The following is a 19130-nucleotide window of genomic DNA, read 5'->3' as shown; positions in this document are numbered from 1 at the left end:
AAAAGAATAAATATAGTAAAATAAAAAAATACTGGGAAGAGATATAAGAATTACAAAATGTATTGTAATATTATGTCTCTTCCTTTATTATGTTAGTATTATAGTATATTTTTTTGAAATAATAAAAATAGTAGAGAGAGGAGGAGTTGTGTGGAGAAAAACAGAGTATTTTATTCAAATTTATTTGCAATGATACTGTTAATATTATATTCAGTAGGTGGAAGGAAACTTATACCTATATTTACAAAACTGAAATTATCACTTCCTGTGTATCTTGTTATGCCTCAAATACTTTTGCTGCTAGTACCTACTATAATATATTTTGTTTTAACAAGACAATCCGTAATAGAAACTCTAAGGTTAAAAAAAATAGGAGTAAAAACTATTTTTATAGTTATTGCCATAGGACTTATAGCTATGCCTATAGCAACATTTTTATCTTTGATAACTCAGTTTGTGTTTCCAAACAGGATTGGTCAGATAGTCAGTGAACTTGATAATATACCTTTCATAATAAGACTTGGAGTTATAGCTTTAACACCCGCTATTTGTGAAGAAATAACATATCGTGGAATTATATTGGCAGGTTATGATAATATAGCAATAAGAAAATCGGCTATAATGACAGGATTATTTTTTGGGATAATACATATGGATGGAAATCAATTTTTATATGCTTTTGCTTTAGGTGTAATATTTGCATATCTAGTTAGAATTACTGGGTCAATATTTTCATCTATGATATGCCATTTTGTTATAAATGGTACTCAACTATTTTTAGCAGAACTAAGCACTTTCTTACTTAAGTCTTCAAATGAAGGAGTTAAAGCTGCTCAACAAGCAGGATTATCAGCACTTACAACTAGTGAAAAGATAAATTTAGTTTTGGTTTATTTAATTTTAGCAGTAATTTGTACTGGTATTGTGATAATATTGATTCAAAAACTCATCAAAATTCATGGAAGAAGAGGAATGGAACCTAAAGAACTGCATAGAAATGATGAGAAGGTTATTAACTGGCCAGTATATGTAACTGTTATTTTATATGTATACATTATAGTTAACCAATTAATTTTTATATACAAATGATAATATGGGAGGAATTAAATATGTCAAAAGCAGTAGAGTTTTATAAAGAAGGATACAATTGTGCAGAATCTATAATAAAAGCACTTAACGAAGAAAAAAATCTTAATATACCTGTATCCGTGGCAACACCCTTTGGTGGTGGAATGGCTGTAGGAAGTACATGTGGAGCTATTACAGGGGCAATGATAGCTGTAGGAGCAATAAAAGGTAGAGATTCAGCAGAGGAATCTAATCAAGTTAGAACCATTTCTAAAGAAGTTATGAATAAAATAAAAGAAGACTATGGAACATTTAATTGTATTGAATTAAAGAAAAATGGTGTATCTTGTACTGAAATAATAGAGTATACATACGAAATTTTAAAAAAACATATATAAGAGAGGATATTGGGGTAAGTTATAGAATTTTATAAATTAAAGTAATAAGTGTCTCATTTTACTATAATAAAAGGGGGGATTATTATATGAGAAACGACATTAATAGTATGAATGACGAAGAATTACTAAGCTTTATAGAAAGTAAAGTGAAAAGCATTGATGATATATTAGAAGAATATATATACACTATTAAGAGTAAGCTTCAAGAAAATAACAATCTGGATAATCTAAAAAAGAGAGCATATAATATTAAACGCATTTATAACTATGTGGATTGGGTAAATGAGCAGATAAAGATGAATGATAACTTAGTAAAAACCTCTAAAATTGTTCCAAGAAGAGGAGAAATTTGGACATGTGAACTAGGTCAAAATATTGGTTCGGAAGAAAATAAAATAAGACCTGTCATAATAATTCAAAATGATACAGGAAACAAAAATTCTCCTACTACTATAATTGCACCTATATCTAATAGACCTAAGAAAATAGCAGTACATATAGAACTAAGAGAAAGTGATTACAAGTTAGAAGACGGGGAGAAAAATCAAGTTACAGGAACAATATTGGCAGAGCAGATAAAAGTAGTTTCAAAAGTAAGATTAGGCAGACATATAGCAACAGTAGATGAAGAATTTATGAAAATTTTGGAACATAAGCTTAAAATTTCATTGAAATTGTGATTTATTTATACAAAATGAATATAATATTAGTATAATAATTAAAAATAAGTAAAAACTTATTGATAAAACGACATATTAATGTTAAAATTTAATCGGTAAGGGTTCATACATACCTAATCAAGATTAGGAGACTATATTTCATATTTTCTTTATTTCAGTTTATACCATACCTGGCAGTGGCTGGGAGATTATATAACATATTAGATATATTAAATGATATATTATGAGCAAAAAAGATTGGTATAATCCAGTCTTTTTTGCTATATTTAATGCTGTTTCAATGACTTATATTTATCTTAACTATTAAAAAACAGCTAATGATAAAATATCATAAACATAAATTGACAATAAAATAATGTTGTAATATAATAAATACAATTGAAAAATTATATAATTATAGTGGTTTGGTCAGTAAATTTATAGTTTCAACTGACAAAAATTAAGTAATAAAAGCTAGGAACAGGAAAAGTAATTAACTGTATGCTTAAAGAGAGTGGGGAATGGTGGAAACCCATAGCTAAGGTTTAAGGAAAATCACCTGGGAGCTGAGAACTGAAAGAGATTTGTTGAGTAAGTTTATCCGTTATTTCGCGTTAAGAAATAGAGTATGATAGTACTTGAAATTTTCACATAGGTGGTTTATGGGTAGTTTATACAGCTGCGTCCTTATGGGCGTAGCTTTTTTAGTTTGTATTAAATTATAAATTTTAATTTAAATTGAACAATAAATGCCATAAATGGTAATAAAATGGGTATTATTGTTAATAATGAAAATTAAATGATAATAAATAGAGTTTACGGGAAGGAGATAATATAATGTATAACAAAGTAGAAGCATCTACAAATTTTGTAGATATGGAAAAAAATATTGCTAAGCTTTGGAATGAAGAAAATGTTATAGAAAAAAGCTTTAATTTAAATCAAGATGGTGAATATTTCACTTTCTATGATGGACCTCCAACAGCCAATGGTAAGCCTCATGTAGGTCACGTACTTACAAGAGTTATGAAGGATTTAATTCCAAGATATAAGGTTATGAAGGGTTATAAGGTTCTAAGAAAAGCTGGATGGGATACTCACGGACTTCCTGTAGAGCTTGAAATAGAAAAAAAACTTGGAATTTCAGGTAAGCCTCAAATTGAAGAATATGGAGTAGAAAAATTCGTAAAAGAATGTAAAGAAAGTGTATTCAAGTACACTAGTCTTTGGAAAAAAATGTCAGAACAACTAGGTTTCTGGGTTGACATGGATAATCCATATATAACTTATGAAAATAATTATATAGAATCAGTTTGGTGGGCATTAAAGCAAATGTGGGAAAAAGAGCTTTTATATAAAGGTCACAGAATAACACCTTACTGCCCAAGATGTGGAACAGCTTTATCTTCTCACGAAGTTGCACAAGGATATAAAGATGTAAAAGAAGCTACTGCATTTGTTAAATTCAAAGTAAAAGGTGAAGACAATAAATATATATTAGCTTGGACAACAACTCCTTGGACATTACCAAGTAACGTAGCTTTAACAATTAATAAAGCTTATGACTATGTAGAAGTATTAAATAATGGAGAATATCTAATACTTGCAAAGGAGCTTGCTGATAAGGTATTAGAAGGAGAATATGAGGTAGTAAGAGAATTTAAAGGAGAAGAACTTCTTGGAACTGAATACGAACAATTATTTAAATTTGAAGTTCCAGAAGAAAAAGCTTTTTATGTAGTTCATGGAGATTATGTAACTCTTACTGATGGTACTGGAATAGTACATACAGCACCTGCTTATGGTGAAGATGATGCTCAAACAGGAAAGAAATACAACTTGCCACTTATTAATTTAGTTGATTTAGAAGGTAAATTTGTAGATTCAGTTGAACCATGGAATGGAATGTTTGTAAAGAAAGCAGATCCTAAAATTCTAGAATATATGAAAGAAAATGGATCGCTTTATAAATCAGAGAAGTTTACTCACTCATATCCACACTGTTGGAGATGTAATACACCACTTCTTTACTATCCAAAGGACAGCTGGTTTGTAAGAATGACATCACTTAGAGATCAACTTGTTGCAAACAACAATAGCATAAATTGGTATCCTGATAATATAAGAACAGGAAGATTTGGTAATTTCGTTGAAAATGTTATTGACTGGGGTATCTCAAGAGACAGATATTGGGGAACACCATTGCCAATATGGGAATGTGAATGTGGTCATAGAGAATGTATAGGAAGTGTTCAAGAGCTTAAAGAAAAAGGAATAAATGTTCCAGATGGAATAGAACTTCATAAACCATATATAGATGCAGTTAAACTTACTTGTCCGCATTGCCAAAAAGAAATGACTAGAACTGGAGAAGTTATAGACTGCTGGTTTGACTCAGGTTCAATGCCATTTGCTCAACATCACTATCCATTTGAAAACAAAGAAGTTTTTGATAAGACTTTCCCAGCACAATTTATATCAGAAGCAGTAGACCAAACTAGAGGATGGTTCTATACATTACTTGCAATATCTACATCATTATTTGGCAAAAGTTCTTATGAAAACTGTATAGTTTTAGGTCACGTTCTTGATAAACATGGACTTAAAATGTCAAAATCAAAAGGAAATGTAGTAGATCCGTTTGATGTACTTGAGAATGAAGGAGCAGATGCTACAAGATGGCATTTCTATACTGCCAGTGCACCATGGCTTCCAACAAGATTTTCTGAGGATGACGTAAAAGAAACTCAAAGAAAGTTCTTAAGCACATTATGGAACGTATATTCATTCTATGTTTTATATGCTGAGATAGATCAATTTAATCCAACTGAATACAAAAATTTTGTATCAGAAAATGTAATGGATAAATGGGTAATGTCTAAACTTAACACATTAATAAAAGATGTAGAAGAGCATTTGGATAACTACAGAATTACTCAAGCAGCTCTTGAACTTGAAGAGTTTGTGGATGAACTTTCAAACTGGTATGTCAGACGTAACAGAGCAAGATTCTGGACTACGGAGCTTACAGAGGACAAGATTGGAGCATATACAACACTTTATAAAGTTCTTACAACTCTTGTTAAAATTGCAGCTCCATTCGTACCATTTATGACAGAAGATATATACCAAAACTTGGTGGCTAATTTAGATAAAGATGCTGAGGAAAGTGTTCACTTATGTAAATGGCCAGCATATGATGCAAGTGCTATAGACAGTGAGCTAGAAGAAAAAATGGACTTAGCATACAAAATAGTTAAACTTGGACGTAGTGCTAGAAATGGAGCAAATATAAAGAACAGACAGCCTCTTTCAGAAATGCTTGTTAGCACAAAATCACTTCCAGAATATTATGGAGACATAATAAAAGAAGAACTTAATATTAAAATGGTTCAATTTGGTGCAGATCTTTCAAAATACGTTAATTTTGAAATAAAACCAAATCTACCTGTATTGGGAAGAGCTTATGGAAGATTTATACCAGGAATAAGAAAAGCTATAAGTGAAAAGAATCAAATGGAGCTTGCTCAAACTATAAACAATGGTGGTTCTGTATTTGTAGATGTTGAAGGTTGTGAAGACCAAATTAAGCTTACTTCTGAAAACTTACTTGTAACAATGCAAGGACTTGAAGGTTTTGCATTTGCAGGTGAAGGTGAAGTTGGAGTAATTTTAGATACTAATATTACTCAAGAGCTTAAAGAAGAAGGATATGTACGTGAAATCTTAAGTAAGGTTCAAAATTTAAGAAAAGATAGTGGATTCGAAGTTGCGGATAAAATAAAACTTTATGTTTCAGGAAATGAAATGCTTGAACAAGTAATTAGAAAATTTGAAGAGCACATAAAGAAAGAAACACTATCTCTAGAAGTAGCTTACGATTTAGAAAAAGAATACAATGAATTTAAAATCAATGGTGAAGAACTTAAGATAGCTGTTGAAAAGGAAAATTAAAAAATAAACAAAATGTACTCTTTTAAGATTTTATATCTTGAAAGAGTACATTTTTATATATTAAGGTGTTAATAAATCCCAATTTTCTTGAATTTGGTATAATTCCATAAAAGCATTTGTTTTGTCTTTTGCAATGACTGCTCCTCTAAGACGTGCTATGTTGTTGTTTATATCAAAAATGTCAACAAGTTCTACACTAAACTGTATTCTACGAGAGATTTTTTTCCAGGCAACTTCTAATTTAGTAACATTATCTTCAGCATTACTCCAGTTATCTCTCTGTACATCTTCTAGTAATTCTGTAACATAACCTATTACATCTTCCGAAGGATTACGAGGTTTTTTGAAGTAACTTCCACTTAACATAACAAGTATGAATATTATTATAATTGCTATGGGAAAAACATATTGTAAAAATTTTTTCATGGGTTTACTCCTTTCATTAATAACTTAATAATAATTTTATAGTACTGCGAACCATTCTAATATTTTTGTAATTGGAAATTTATATGGAGTAAAAACTCTATGTAAATTAAAATTTCCTTTATTGAATATAATCCTTATATAGATCTACATATAATTTATCAGGACTATTAAAGGTAGCTACAAAAACTTGAGAATAATCATTAATTCCTTGTTTTTTTAGTTGGGATATTAACCAATTACGGTTTTTATTAATATTTTTAAGATTTTGGTCTACGATGATTCCATCATAAATCAATTCGGTACCTATAATATTGGCATCTGGCTTCAAATTTAAATCTTTTGGAGTTGCAGATTGAAATTCAGGTTTTTTTAACACTGATAATTGACCATCCTTTTCTAAAATTGCGAAAGCCACTTGAGTTAAATCAAAAACATCTTTACTTCGTAGTTGCTCTAAAAGTTCACTTAAACGATATCTTGTTTTTTTCATAGACTCTTCCAAAATCTTTCCATCCATTATTACAATAGTTGGTTTGCTATCAAGGTATTCACCAGCAGATTTTGATTTTAAAGTAACTATCTGTAAAATAAAAGAGGCACATGTCCATACTAGAAGACCTATCCAATGAGACCATGCCGTACTGGTTAAATCAGTAGTAAGTGTAGATGCCATAGAACCTATAGTTATTCCAACTATGTAGTCAAAAAAGGTTAATTGACCTAGTTGCTGTTTGCCAAGAATTCGAGCAAATATAAGTAATGTAAAAAAAGCTATTATCCCTCTAACAGAAACTATAAGTGCTTCATTCATAATATCATCACCTCAATATTGTAAAGTTATTTTATTAAGTACATAGAAATGAAATTATAAAACTTATTTTTTATACATATAGTATGTGAATTGTTTCAAATTTAATTCTTAAATAATCCGTATGGGTGTTTTTATGATAGCCTATTTTATATAGAAGCACATAATTATGAATATTATGAAATATTTAATTCGATGTAAAAATATGGATATGTTTTAAAAATAGAATTAATACTTAAAGCATGTAAATATTTACATGCTTATAAATACACGCTTGTATTTTAAATAGTTTATATTGTATAATAGGATTAAAAAAATAAAGAAAGTAGGAGTTGGTAATATGGCAACTTCAATAAAAGATGTCGCTAGAGAAGCAAATGTATCAATTGCCACAGTATCAAGGGTTTTAAATAATGTAGACGTAGTAAATGAAGATACTAAGAAAAAAGTTTTAGAAGCAATTGAAAAATTAGATTATAGGCCTAATATAGTTGCTAGAAGTTTAAAAACTCAAAAAACAAAAACAATAGGAATAATAATCCCTGACATATCAAATCAAATTTACCCGGAAGTAGTTAGAGGTGCTGAAGATGTTGCAAACATCTATGATTATAATATAATACTCTGCAATACAGATTTAGACCCTAAGAAGGAGATGGAGTATCTAAGAGTTCTTGGTGAAAAGATGGTGGATGGAGTTATTTATATAAGTAACTCATTGGAAGAAAATATGGTGAAAACTATAAAGAATTCTAATATGCCATTGGTTTTGATTGAAACTAACGGTAAGGAGAGTGAATTTCCAAGTGTAGTTATAGATAATAAGCAGGCTGGTATTGATGCTGTGAATTACTTGGTTAAAAAGGGAAATAAGAGAGTAGCATATATAGGAACTGATAAAGATGCTATAAATGCTAGTGCTGTTAGGCACAAAGGATATATAGCAGCACTTGAGGAAAATAATTTAAAATATGATGAAAATCTAACTTATTTTTGTAAGTATTCACTTAAGGCAGATGATGGCTATGATGCAATGAATGCAATTTTACAAAAAACAAAAGACATAGATGCTGTATTTTGTGTAAACGATGAAATTGCTATGGGAGCAATAAATGCTTTAAGAGATAATAATATTAATGTTCCTCAAGATGTTGATGTTATGGGATTTAATAACACTTACGGAGCCGCTATTTTTTATCCTAAGCTTACAACTATAGCTCAACCTTTATATGATATGGGATCTGTAGCAACTAGAATGCTTATAAAAAAAATAAACAAAGAACCTATTGAAAATGAATTGTTTATTCTTCCATATGAACTTATAGAAAGAGATTCATGTAAGTAGAAGTGAAATGTGAAATGCATGTCGAAAAGATATGCATTTTTTTTATATGATTATTTGGAATAATATGGTATAATATAACATAACAAAAGGAAAAAAATGTAAAAGTATCAAGTGAAATCTATGGAGCGTTGGGGGTGTTAATATGGACGCTATGGACAAGCTTAAAAATGTAGTTACTTATCTTCAAAACATAAAGAATTTAAGAGGTGAAAATGAGAATGAAAGAGAATTTTGCAATAATAAATGGATTGACGAATTAAATAACATGATTAAAAAAATAGATGAAAAGGATTTTATTCCGGAAACTGTTAAAGCTTTAGTGGAGGATAAAGAAATACAACAAAGTAATGAGATTTTAGAGGAATGGAAAGGAATAAATGAAAATTTATTATTTCCTCTTCCTTATAATGAAGAACAGGGAGAGATAGCTAAAAGGATAGCTGAGAGCTTTGGAGTGGTGGTTCAAGGACCTCCGGGTACAGGAAAAAGTCATACAATAGTCAATTTGATTTGTCATCTTTTAGCCAATGGGAAAAGAGTTTTAGTAACCAGTCAGAATGATAAAGCACTTAAGGTGTTGTCACAAAAGATACCAGAAGAAATAAGACCTTTATGTATAAATATGCTAGGGAATGATGCAGAAATATTAAAGGAAGTAGATTATTATATAAGAAAAACAACAGAAAGTTTAGCGTGGGATATAAGAAAATTAAACGATGAGAGGGAAACTTTGGAAGAAGAGCTTAATGAATGTAGAGATAAGCAAAAAGAATTATGTTATAAACTTAAGAAGGCTGAGAAAATAGAAAATGGAAATATAAAATATTATGGAAAACAGTATAAACTACTAAATATAGCTAAATGGGTAAAGGAAAATGAAAACAGGTATTCATGGATAGAAGATAATATAAAACCTGTTCAGAAGTGTCCTATGACAGATGCAAAATTTTCAAGATTAATATATCTATTAAGCAATATCCATAAAGAAGATTTAATACAATTTTTTAAGATAGAAAATTTACTTTATAATATACCTTCATGCTCAGAACTTGTTTCTAAAATGGAGAGATTTTTACAATTAGAAAAGAATTATCATCATTATAAAAATATAATTAAGGATTGGTGCGTATCTTATAATGTTGATTATGATTATAGCAGGATTTTAAGCCTTCTAGAAAATGCAGAGAGGTTTCTGGAAGAAATACAAGGCACATGGTGGGAGAATATATTACAATCTTCTTATCAAAGTGAAACTGTAAGAGTCGTACTTCAGCAGATGATTTTAAGATGCAACTCTTATGTTGAAAAAATTTGCAGTATTGTAAAAGAAATCAATGGACATTATATTGAGATACCTGAGAATATAGATATTGTTGCATTAGCACAAAGATATAGCATTATATATAAGCAGTATCAACAAAAAGGAAAGATAAACAAATTATTTAAGGTTTTACATCCTGAGTGCCAAAGTATACTGGAAAAGTGCAGAGTAGATCATAGTCCGATAGAAAACAAGGAGCAAGCTAAAATAGCTAAAAAATATATTGAACAGCGTTATGTTGAACACTGTCTTAGAAAACTTTGGAATAGTTCCATGAGAGAATATCAAGGAGAAGAAATAGGTGAAATTAATTTAAGTGTATTAGCTAATTTAGAGGAGAAGATGAACAAAATAGATACCTTGATAAATTGGGATAATTCAGTTAAAAATAAGATTATTATCTCTATGAGAAATATTGCATTTTTAAATGAAATGGATTGGCATAGTAAAGAAACCTATAGTCATTTAAGTCAAGGTATTTTAAGTATAAAATGCATAAATGAATATGAAACCTTAAAGCTGTACATCAGAAATTTAGAAAAAAATATTTCTGGTATTGAAGGTTTTGAAGAAACTGTACAAGCTATACGTTGTAATGATATTAGAACTGTAAAAAAAGTTTATGTAAAACTAGACAAGTTTAAGGAAATGGCACCAATTTTTAAAGAAATAAATGATTTGTTACAGAAAATAAATGAAGATTGTCCTAAACTTGTTGAAAAGATTATCAATGATGAAGATAAATTAAATATGCTGATAAAATATAAAAATTTTAGTTTTGCATGGAGATGGGGACAGTTAGATAACATTTTGAAAATGGCACATGAAATCGAAATAGATGAAATAGATGAAAAGATTGAAAAAGAAAAGAATAGAGAGAGTAAGCTTATCAGAAAAATAGTAGCTAAAAAGACATGGTACAATCAAATAAATAAGGTAGGAGAATTAGAAAAAAGAAGCTTATATGCATGGCTTGATGCTGTTAAAAGAATAGGAAAGGGTACTGGTAAGCAATCGGATATGTATAGAAAATTAGCACAAAGAGAAATGGAAAATTGCAAGAATATAATTCCAGTATGGATAATGCCTTTAGATAAAGTTATTGAAAAATTTCCTTTATCACAAGAGATGTTTGATGTAGTAATAATTGATGAAAGCAGCCAGTGCGATATTTTTGGTATTTCAGCCTTGTTTAGAGGTAAAAAAGCTATCATAGTTGGAGACGATAATCAGATAAGTCCTGAAGCTGTAGGAGTTAATGTTGACAAAATACAAAAACTTATAGATAAATATTTGAAGAATATACCCCATTCGGAATGGTTTGACATGAAAACAAGTCTTTATAATACTGCCCTTAGAATATTTCCAAATAGGATTATGTTGAAAGAACATTTTAGGTGTGTACCAGAGATAATTGAATTTAGCAACAGTCTCTGTTATGGAAGGGAAATTATACCTATTAGAAGATTCAACAGTAGTGAAAAATTAGGTTCTGCAATCAAAACAGTAAGAGTAGATGGTGAAAGAGATAAAGTAAAACCTGTAAATATTAAGGAAGCTGAAGCTTTGGTTAATAAAATAGCTGAATGCTGTAAGGATTCAAGATATAATGGTATGACTATGGGAGTAATTTCTCTTTTAGGAGATTCTCAATCGGAGCTTATAGAAAGTTTATTGATAAAGAAAATAGGATATAGAGAAATGAGAGAAAGAGAAATTGTTTGTGGAAATGCATATGCTTTTCAAGGAGACGAAAGAGATATAATATTTTTATCTATGGTTATTGCAAACAATGTTAAATTTACTGCCCTTACTAAAGAGGCAGATGTAAGAAGATTTAATGTGGCAGCTAGTAGAGCAAGAAATCAAATGTGGGTATTTCACTCTGTAGATTTAGAGGATTTGAATTCAAAATGTGTACGTGCAAGGTTACTAAACTATTGTATTAATTTAAATGAGAAGCAGAATAAAAATATTGATTTGAAGAATATTTTTGGTTCTCAATTCCAAAGAGATGTTTATAGAATGATAAAGGAAAAGGGCTGTGAAGTTAAACCACAGGTTGTAGTTGGAAATTATAACATAGATTTTGTTATAGAAGGTGTTAACAATAAATTTGCAATAGAATGCAATGGGGATAAAATAAATAAGATAAATAATTGGGAAGAAGAGTATAAAAAACAAATGTGTCTTGAGAGAGTTGGGTGGAAATTTTTTAAGATAAATGGAAGTGAGTTTTATAGAAATCCAGAAGAGACAATAGATAAGCTTTGGACAAAAATTAAAAATGCAGATATGAATAGGGGAATAGCCTAAAATATTTTATAGGTGGAGGCATTGGTTGATATGGTATGTTATACTATAGGTCATTCTACTAGGAGTTTAGAAGATTTGATTTATATTATTAAACGATATAAAATTAACTGCATTATGGACATAAGAAGAGTATCTTATGCTCCTAATAAATATACCAAAATTTTTAACAGAGAATTTCTAGATATAAAATTAAGAGAAGAAGAAATAAACTACATTTATTCTGGTAAAGAACTAGGTGGAATCATAAAGGAAAAATGGATAATAAATGAAGAGGGAGCGGTGGATTTTGATAAGATTATAATTAATCTTTTATTCCAAAAAGGAATAGAAAAAGTAAGGATAGAAATAGAAAATGGGCAAAAGATAGCACTTTTATGCTCGGAAAGAAATCCATTAAATTGTCATAGAAGTATTTTAATAGGGTATGCATTAAGTAAATGTGGTATTTTTGTAGAACATATAATTGATGAAAACAATACTAAAAGCCAGTCAAGAATAGAAGAGGAACTTTTTATAACCTATGAACCAAGATTGAAAAGTAAATTAGTAAATATTAGTTTGCAGGATATATTGGATTCGGAAAATTATGATGATATATCAGCAAAAGAGGTTAAAAGAAAAATAATTGAACAAGGGTATAGGATGAAGTGGAAAGAGATTAATAAAAATTTTATATAGTTTCACGTAGTAAAGATAAAACAAAATAAAAAGCAAACTTAAGGATTATAGTATATGTCTTTAAGTTTGTTTTTTGTAGATATAAACGGTTATGATATATTGACAGATAAATAAAAATGTATTAAAATTCTTTTATACCCCTCGGGGGTATAAAAACGGAAGGAGCGAAAAGGATGAAAGGATTATTAAAATATTGGAAAAAGTATGGGTTTATTTTAATGTTGATATTTATCGTTGCTGGATTGTTTGATATAAGAATTGCATTAGGAGCTATTATCTGTATGTTAGGACCAATAGTATTGGCTGTTTTGGGAAAAGGAAGATTTTGGTGTGGGAATATATGTCCTAGAGGTAGTTTTTATGACAATATAATTTTTAGATTTAGTAATAAAAGGCCTGTACCTAAATTTTTAAAGTCAAAAATCTTTAGAAGTGTAGTTATAATTTTTATGTTTTATATGTTTGGACGTGGAGTATATATAAATTGGGGAGATGCTGCTGGAATTGGTATGGTATTTTATAGGATGATTGTTGTAACTACTATAGTTGGAATAGTATTATCTTTCTTTTTTAATCATAGAACTTGGTGTAATTTTTGTCCTATGGGAAGCATAGCAGCAGCAGTGTCACACTTTAAAAAGAAGAAAAATGGATTAACAGTAGAATCTTCTTGTGTTTCATGCAAGCTATGTCAAAAGAAATGTCCTATGGGAATAGTTCCATATGATTATAAAGGAGATATTTTAAGTCATCCAGATTGTATTCAATGTGGAGAATGTGCGAAGGCGTGTCCTAAAAAATGCATACTAGAATAAAATTGTGAAGCAATTTTATTCTAGTAACCAGTGCCCAGATACCAGTAACCAGTGAAGGAAGTTTTGCTAAGGCAAAACCTAAATTTAAATAAGTAAAAGAGCAAGAACATAGATATTTTCTATATTTTTGCTCTTTTTTATGTCTATTTTTATCAATTTAAATTCTTTAATTCTTTTTTCTTTCTGGCTACTGGTTACTGGTCACTGGCTACTGAAAAGTGCTTCGCACTTTTCTTATGTTGTGTTAAAATAAAGAGTATGTTTATTTTATGGAGGATAAATATGGAGAAAAAATCGAAAGCGGTAATGTATATGCTGTTATCATCTATTTCTTTCTCTTTTATGAATGTAATGATAAAGGGTTCTGGAGATATTCCTATGTTTGAAAGAATGTTCTTTATGAATGGAGCAAGTCTTATTTTTACATATATTTTAGCTAGAAAGAATAAAAAGAATTTATTTGGACAAAAGGAAAGTCGTAAATATTTAATTAGTAGAGCTTTATTTGGTTATTTGGCATTAGTGACTAACTTTTACGCTATATCAAACTTAGTATTAGCTGATTCATCTATATTAAATAAATTATCGCCATTTTTTGTGATTATATTTGCTTTCATATTTTTAAAGGAAGATTTAAGTAAAGTACATATACTGATTTTATTATTAGTATTTTTAGGTGCAATTTTAGTGGTAAGACCTAAATTTAATTTAGAAATTTTACCAGCGTTCTCTGGCGTTTTATCAGCGGTTTTTTCAGGGGTAGCCTATACTTTGCTGAGGTTTTTAGGTGATAAAGAAGATTTTTCAACTATACTTTTTTATTTTTCTCTTGTGTCAATTATAGGAACTTTTCCTATAATGATAATAACGTATAAAATTCCAAATTTCATACAAATTATTATGCTTGCAGTTATGGGTATATTTTGGATAGGTGGACAAAGTTATATGACTCTTGCATATAAGTTTGCACCAGCAGGAGAAATATCAATATATAGCTATTCAACTATCGTATTTTCTACACTGTTAGGACTTGTAGTTTTTAAAGAATATCCAGATATATTAAGTATTATAGGTGGAGGATTAATAATATCCGCTGGAGGAATAAATTTTTATTATGGTAAAGGGAAGACAAAAAGTAATTAAAGGTAATATATGTTTTGGTAAGGGGGGAAATAATGAATAATAAATCAAAAGCAGTATTATACATGCTAGTATCAGCTTTATTTTTTTCGTTTATGGCAGCTGCGGTTAAATTATCAGGAGATATTCCTGTATTTGAGAAAGTGTTTTTTAGAAATCTAATAAGCCTTTTTGTTGCTATTGGAGCATTAAAGAATAACAGTGGAAGTATGTTTGGAAAAAAGGAAAATCAAAAATATTTAATAGCAAGAGCACTTCTTGGACTTACTGGAGTATTTTTTTATTTTTACTCCATTAGTAAATTGAATCTTGCTGATTCAGCAATGCTTAACAAACTATCACCATTCTTTATAACTATTTTTGCAGTGATATTTCTAAAAGAAAAATTAACACCTATGAAGATAGTTTCCATGATTGTTGTATTTTTAGGAGCACTTTTAGTCATAAAGCCTCAATGGGATTTAAGTGTTGTTCCAGCAATAGCAGGATTTCTATCAGCTGCTTTTGCTGGAGCTGCATATACTTTAGTAAGATTTTTAAAAAATAGAGAAAATCCTGCAACAATAGTTTTTTATTTTTCTTTTGTGTCAGTAATAGGAACGATTCCTTTTATGTTAGCTAATTTTGCAATACCAACTAAGTTACAGCTTATGTACTTGGTTTTAACAGGAGTTTTTGCAGCAGTGGCACAGTTTGCATTAACATATTCATATAAATATGCACCAGCTTCAGAAGTAGCAATATATAATTATGTTAATATAGTATTTTCAGCTATCATAGGCTTTTTTATATGGAATGAAATTCCTGACATATTAAGTATTATTGGTGGTAGCATAATAATTTTAATGGCTATTATAGTATATTTTCAAGATAAAAAATCTGTACTTAATTAGTATTTAAAGTTTATATTTGAGAAAATAAATTAAGAAAAAAGAAGCATAAAAAAGAGTAAGAGCATAGAAATTTTATATGTTCTTACTCTTTTTTAGTTAAATTTAGGCTTTGGGATAGCAAAACATCCTTCACTAGTTACTGGGAGCTGGCTACTAGTTGCTTGAATAATATTGCGTAGCAATATTATTCAATTGTATTTACTGTTATTGAATAAAATATGAATAAAAAGTATGTAGTTGTTCAATAATATAAGATGTGAGTCTATGGAGTGTAATGAAGGAGGTAAAATATGAAAGTTGGAATACCAAAAGGTCTTTTATACTTTAAATACTATCCATTTATTGAAACATTCATAAATGAACTTGGAGCTGAAATTATTACTTCTTATGATACAAATAAAGGGATACTAAATGATGGAGTAAAGTATTGTGTTGATGAGGCTTGTTTGCCAATTAAGATTTTTCACGGACATGTAGCTAGTATAAAAGATAAATGTGACCTTATGATTATCCCTAGAATTATGCGCATAAGGGATGAAGAATACATATGTCCTAAATTCTGTGGTCTTCCTGAAATGATTAAGTACAGTATAGAAGATATGCCTCAGATTACAGAATTACCTCTATATATGAATACAGAAAAGGGATTGTATGAATGGGTAAAAAAGTTAGGATTTATGATAACTGGTAATCTACATGCTATTGATATGGCTTATATTAAAGCTAAAAGTGCACAAAAAAATTTTGTGTGTGGAATAAATGACAGTAAATATAAAATGAATATTGCCTTATTAGGACATCCTTATAATGTATATGATAAATATATAAATATGAATATAGTAGAAAAGCTTAATAAATTTGGAATGGGAGTTATAACAGAAGAATTTGTTGAAGAAGAAGCCATAGATGAAGAAGTTAATAAGCTTTTTAAGAAACCATTTTGGAGTTTTGCAAGAAATTCATATGGAGCTGCTGTCCATCTTGCATTAAATCAAAAAGTAGATGGGTTAGTTTACATATCATCCTTTGCATGTGGAATAGATTCTGTAGTTATAGAACTTATAAAGGACAGAATTAAAGATTTCCCATTTCTTGTTTTAAAGATAGATGAACAGACAGGTGAAGCAGGATTTAATACTAGAATAGAGGCATTTACAGATATGCTTGAAAGGAGGAAAAAGCTTGAAAGTAACGTTTCCGCACATGGGTAATGTTTATATAGCAGCTAAGATATTTTTTGATGCACTAGGAATAGAATACATAGTTCCACCTGTAAATAATAAAACTGCTCTTGAAATAGGAACAGCTTGTTCACCAGAAGAAATATGCTTGCCTTTCAAAATAATGATGGGAAATTATTTACAAAGTATAGAACAGGGAGCAGATACTGTTCTTTTGGTTGGAAGTTGTGGTCCATGTAGATTTGGAGAGTATTGTGAACTTCAAATGAATATTTTGAAGAAAATGGGGTATAACGTGAAGTTTATTGTTATGGATTACCCAAAAGGCATTGGAATTGAAGAACTTATGAGAAGAATAGGTGAGCTAGTATCTGGAAGTACAAAAAATAAAGGCGAAAAAACAAGAGCTACTCTAAGGGCATTAAAAGCTATAAATTTAATTGATAAAATTGAAGAAAAAGCTCATTATTTAGCTGGATACGAAGTTAATAGGGGAGAGTGTAAGAAGATACTCAATGAATGTAAAAGAGAGGTATTTGCTACTAATGACCCTATGAGAGCAATGAAACTTTTAAAAGAATATAAGAAAAAGATAGATAGTGTAAAAATAGATAAAAATAAAAATCCAATAAAAGTAGCTGTAATAGGTGAGATTTACACCGTAATAGATCAATTTTCTAACTTGAATATTGAAGAAAAGCTTATGGATTATGGTGTTTGCAGTAAAAGAAAGCTTACACCTAGCTGGTGGGCAAAGGATGCTGCAATGAAAGTAATAAAGGCTAATTCTATTGACTTGAGAATGGCTTCAAGAGAATATCTTCCATATTACATAGGTGGTCATGCCAGAGAATGCATAGGAGAAGCTGTAATGGCGCATAAAAATAAATTAGATGGAGCCATTCAGATATTTCCTATGGGATGTATGCCAGAAATAATATCAAAGGCTATACTTCCAGCAATTTCTAAAGATAAAGATTTTCCTATAATGAGTCTTGTGGTAGATGAAATGACAGGAGAAGGAGGCTATGTAACTAGAATAGAAGCATTTTTAGATTTACTTGAAAGGAGAAAAGAAACACATGTATTATATGGGTGTTGATGTTGGCTCAGTAAGCACAGACTTTGTACTTATAGACAATTCAATGAAGGTTGTTGAAAAAATATATTTACGAACAAAAGGAAAGCCTATAAAAGCTATTCAAGAAGGATTGAAAATCTTAAAGGATAAATACGACAGTAAACAAATAGATGCTGTTGGAACTACTGGAAGCGGAAGACAGATTGCAGCTTCATTACTTGGAGGAGATGCAGTTAAAAATGAGATTACTGCACATGCTATAGCATCTCTTTATGTTGATAAGGATGTAAGAACTATAATAGAAATAGGTGGTCAGGATTCTAAAATAATAACATTAAAAGATGGGGTTGTAACTGACTTTGCAATGAATACGGTATGTGCGGCAGGAACAGGTTCTTTTATCGACAGGCAGGCAGAAAGATTAGAAATTCCTATTCAACAATTTGGAGATTATGCTCTAAAATCAACGGTTCCAGTAAGAATTGCGGGAAGATGTGCAGTTTTTGCAGAATCAGATATGATACATAAGCAGCAGTTAGGTTATGATCAGTGTGATATAATTATGGGATTATGTGAAGCACTTGTAAGAAACTATTTGAACAATGTAGCAAAGGGAAAAGATATAGAACAAAAAGTATTTTTTCAGGGCGGTGTTGCAGCCAATAAGGGTATAAAAAAAGCTTTTGAAAATGCGTTGGGATTTAACATATATGTTCCTGAAAATTATGATGTTATGGGAGCAATAGGTGCAGCAATGATTGGTGCAGAAGCCGCAAAAAAATCTGGAAAAACTAATTTTAAAGGTTTTGATATTGCAGATAGAAATTTTATTTCTTCAAGTTTTGAATGCAAAGGATGTCCTAATAGATGTGAAGTAGTAAATATAAAAGATGAAGCAGCAGTGGTTGGATGTTTTGGAGATAGGTGTGGAAAATGGAGTGAAAAGATGGTTGTTTAACTAATTTAAAAATAAGTTCAATTAAAATTTAGCTGAAGTAAAAATTTCAACTGAATTACAGTTCACTTTATGCTATAATCATATTTGCA

15 protein-coding genes are annotated in these 19130 nt (G+C 29.7%); 13 read left to right on the top strand and 2 right to left on the bottom strand.

Annotated features, from left to right (window positions below):
• The first annotated feature begins 150 nt into the window (after window positions 1–150).
• The 4 genes from OIO11_RS10280 to ileS all read left to right on the top strand — a co-directional run bounded on the left by OIO11_RS10280 (window position 151) and on the right by ileS (window position 6079).
• Window positions 151–1089 carry a CPBP family intramembrane glutamic endopeptidase gene (locus tag OIO11_RS10280; protein WP_268071366.1) on the top strand — a complete coding sequence of 313 codons (939 nt, stop codon included), beginning with the start codon at window positions 151–153 and terminating at the stop codon, window positions 1087–1089.
• 20 nt (window positions 1090–1109) lie between these two features.
• Window positions 1110–1466 carry a C-GCAxxG-C-C family (seleno)protein gene (locus tag OIO11_RS10275; protein ID WP_268071365.1) on the top strand — a complete coding sequence of 119 codons (357 nt, stop codon included), beginning with the start codon at window positions 1110–1112 and terminating at the stop codon, window positions 1464–1466.
• Between the two features lie 86 nt (window positions 1467–1552).
• Window positions 1553–2146: a type II toxin-antitoxin system PemK/MazF family toxin gene (locus OIO11_RS10270; RefSeq protein ID WP_268071364.1), complete on the top strand. Its 594-nt coding sequence runs from the start codon at window positions 1553–1555 to the stop codon at window positions 2144–2146.
• An 816-nt stretch (window positions 2147–2962) separates the two neighbouring features.
• Entirely contained in the window at window positions 2963–6079 is a 3117-nt protein-coding gene (ileS, locus tag OIO11_RS10265; protein WP_268071363.1) for an isoleucine--tRNA ligase, read from the top strand.
• Between the two features lie 60 nt (window positions 6080–6139).
• Here ileS and OIO11_RS10260 read toward each other — a convergent pair whose 3' ends face one another.
• Window positions 6140–6505 (bottom strand): DUF4363 family protein, encoded by a 366-nt coding sequence (locus OIO11_RS10260; protein ID WP_268071362.1) that lies wholly within the window; start codon window positions 6503–6505, stop codon window positions 6140–6142.
• Window positions 6506–6623: 118 nt separating this feature from the next.
• Window positions 6624–7316, bottom strand: a complete 693-nt coding sequence (locus OIO11_RS10255; RefSeq protein ID WP_268071361.1) for a DUF421 domain-containing protein — start codon at window positions 7314–7316, stop codon at window positions 6624–6626.
• A 337-nt stretch (window positions 7317–7653) separates the two neighbouring features.
• Here OIO11_RS10255 and OIO11_RS10250 point away from each other — a divergent pair, with 337 nt between their 5' ends.
• The 9 genes from OIO11_RS10250 (at window position 7654) to OIO11_RS10210 (ending at window position 19041) form a co-directional block, all read left to right on the top strand.
• Entirely contained in the window at window positions 7654–8658 is a 1005-nt protein-coding gene (locus OIO11_RS10250; protein ID WP_268071360.1) for a LacI family DNA-binding transcriptional regulator, read from the top strand.
• A gap of 142 nt (window positions 8659–8800) precedes the next feature.
• The gene (locus OIO11_RS10245; protein WP_268071359.1) at window positions 8801–12295 is read left to right on the top strand and encodes an AAA domain-containing protein; all 3495 of its coding nucleotides are present in this window, start codon (window positions 8801–8803) and stop codon (window positions 12293–12295) included.
• Between the two features lie 30 nt (window positions 12296–12325).
• On the top strand, window positions 12326–12973 hold the full coding sequence (locus tag OIO11_RS10240; RefSeq protein WP_268071487.1) for a DUF488 domain-containing protein: 648 nt from the start codon (window positions 12326–12328) through the stop codon (window positions 12971–12973).
• Between the two features lie 173 nt (window positions 12974–13146).
• On the top strand, window positions 13147–13788 hold the full coding sequence (locus OIO11_RS10235; RefSeq protein WP_268071358.1) for a 4Fe-4S binding protein: 642 nt from the start codon (window positions 13147–13149) through the stop codon (window positions 13786–13788).
• A 282-nt stretch (window positions 13789–14070) separates the two neighbouring features.
• Window positions 14071–14931, top strand: a complete 861-nt coding sequence (locus OIO11_RS10230; RefSeq protein ID WP_268071357.1) for a DMT family transporter — start codon at window positions 14071–14073, stop codon at window positions 14929–14931.
• 32 nt (window positions 14932–14963) lie between these two features.
• The gene (locus OIO11_RS10225) at window positions 14964–15821 is read left to right on the top strand and encodes a DMT family transporter (RefSeq protein ID WP_268071356.1); all 858 of its coding nucleotides are present in this window, start codon (window positions 14964–14966) and stop codon (window positions 15819–15821) included.
• Between the two features lie 290 nt (window positions 15822–16111).
• A complete protein-coding gene (locus OIO11_RS10220; protein WP_268071355.1) occupies window positions 16112–17032 on the top strand; it encodes an acyl-CoA dehydratase activase-related protein in 921 nt (306 codons plus the stop codon).
• Complete coding sequence (locus OIO11_RS10215; protein WP_268071354.1) at window positions 17004–18104, top strand: 2-hydroxyacyl-CoA dehydratase; 1101 nt, start codon at window positions 17004–17006, stop codon at window positions 18102–18104. The genes OIO11_RS10220 and OIO11_RS10215 overlap by 29 nt, the downstream gene beginning before the upstream one ends.
• A complete protein-coding gene (locus OIO11_RS10210) occupies window positions 18085–19041 on the top strand; it encodes an acyl-CoA dehydratase activase (protein ID WP_268071353.1) in 957 nt (318 codons plus the stop codon). Before OIO11_RS10215 ends, OIO11_RS10210 begins: the two co-directional genes overlap by 20 nt.
• Window positions 19042–19130: the final 89 nt, after the last annotated feature.

The sequence above is a fragment of the Clostridium sp. ZS2-4 genome (genome assembly GCF_026719745.1).
Taxonomy (GTDB): domain Bacteria; phylum Bacillota; class Clostridia; order Clostridiales; family Clostridiaceae; genus Clostridium_H.
The sequence above is the reverse complement of the archived record's forward strand: the minus strand, read 5'-3'. Positions and strand labels throughout refer to the sequence as shown.

Bases quoted from the DNA above. Each gene is read 5' to 3' on its own strand.
- OIO11_RS10275 (WP_268071365.1), top strand. From the start codon at position 1,110: ATGTCAAAAGCAGTAGAGTTTTATAAAGAAGGATACAATTGTGCAGAA.
- OIO11_RS10270 (WP_268071364.1), top strand. From the start codon at position 1,553: ATGAGAAACGACATTAATAGTATGAATGACGAAGAATTACTAAGCTTT.
- ileS (WP_268071363.1), top strand. From the start codon at position 2,963: ATGTATAACAAAGTAGAAGCATCTACAAATTTTGTAGATATGGAAAAA.
- OIO11_RS10260 (WP_268071362.1), bottom strand. From the start codon at position 6,505: ATGAAAAAATTTTTACAATATGTTTTTCCCATAGCAATTATAATAATA.
- OIO11_RS10255 (WP_268071361.1), bottom strand. From the start codon at position 7,316: ATGAATGAAGCACTTATAGTTTCTGTTAGAGGGATAATAGCTTTTTTT.
- OIO11_RS10250 (WP_268071360.1), top strand. From the start codon at position 7,654: ATGGCAACTTCAATAAAAGATGTCGCTAGAGAAGCAAATGTATCAATT.
- OIO11_RS10245 (WP_268071359.1), top strand. From the start codon at position 8,801: ATGGACGCTATGGACAAGCTTAAAAATGTAGTTACTTATCTTCAAAAC.
- OIO11_RS10240 (WP_268071487.1), top strand. From the start codon at position 12,326: ATGGTATGTTATACTATAGGTCATTCTACTAGGAGTTTAGAAGATTTG.
- OIO11_RS10235 (WP_268071358.1), top strand. From the start codon at position 13,147: ATGAAAGGATTATTAAAATATTGGAAAAAGTATGGGTTTATTTTAATG.
- OIO11_RS10230 (WP_268071357.1), top strand. From the start codon at position 14,071: ATGGAGAAAAAATCGAAAGCGGTAATGTATATGCTGTTATCATCTATT.
- OIO11_RS10225 (WP_268071356.1), top strand. From the start codon at position 14,964: ATGAATAATAAATCAAAAGCAGTATTATACATGCTAGTATCAGCTTTA.
- OIO11_RS10220 (WP_268071355.1), top strand. From the start codon at position 16,112: ATGAAAGTTGGAATACCAAAAGGTCTTTTATACTTTAAATACTATCCA.
- OIO11_RS10210 (WP_268071353.1), top strand. From the start codon at position 18,085: ATGTATTATATGGGTGTTGATGTTGGCTCAGTAAGCACAGACTTTGTA.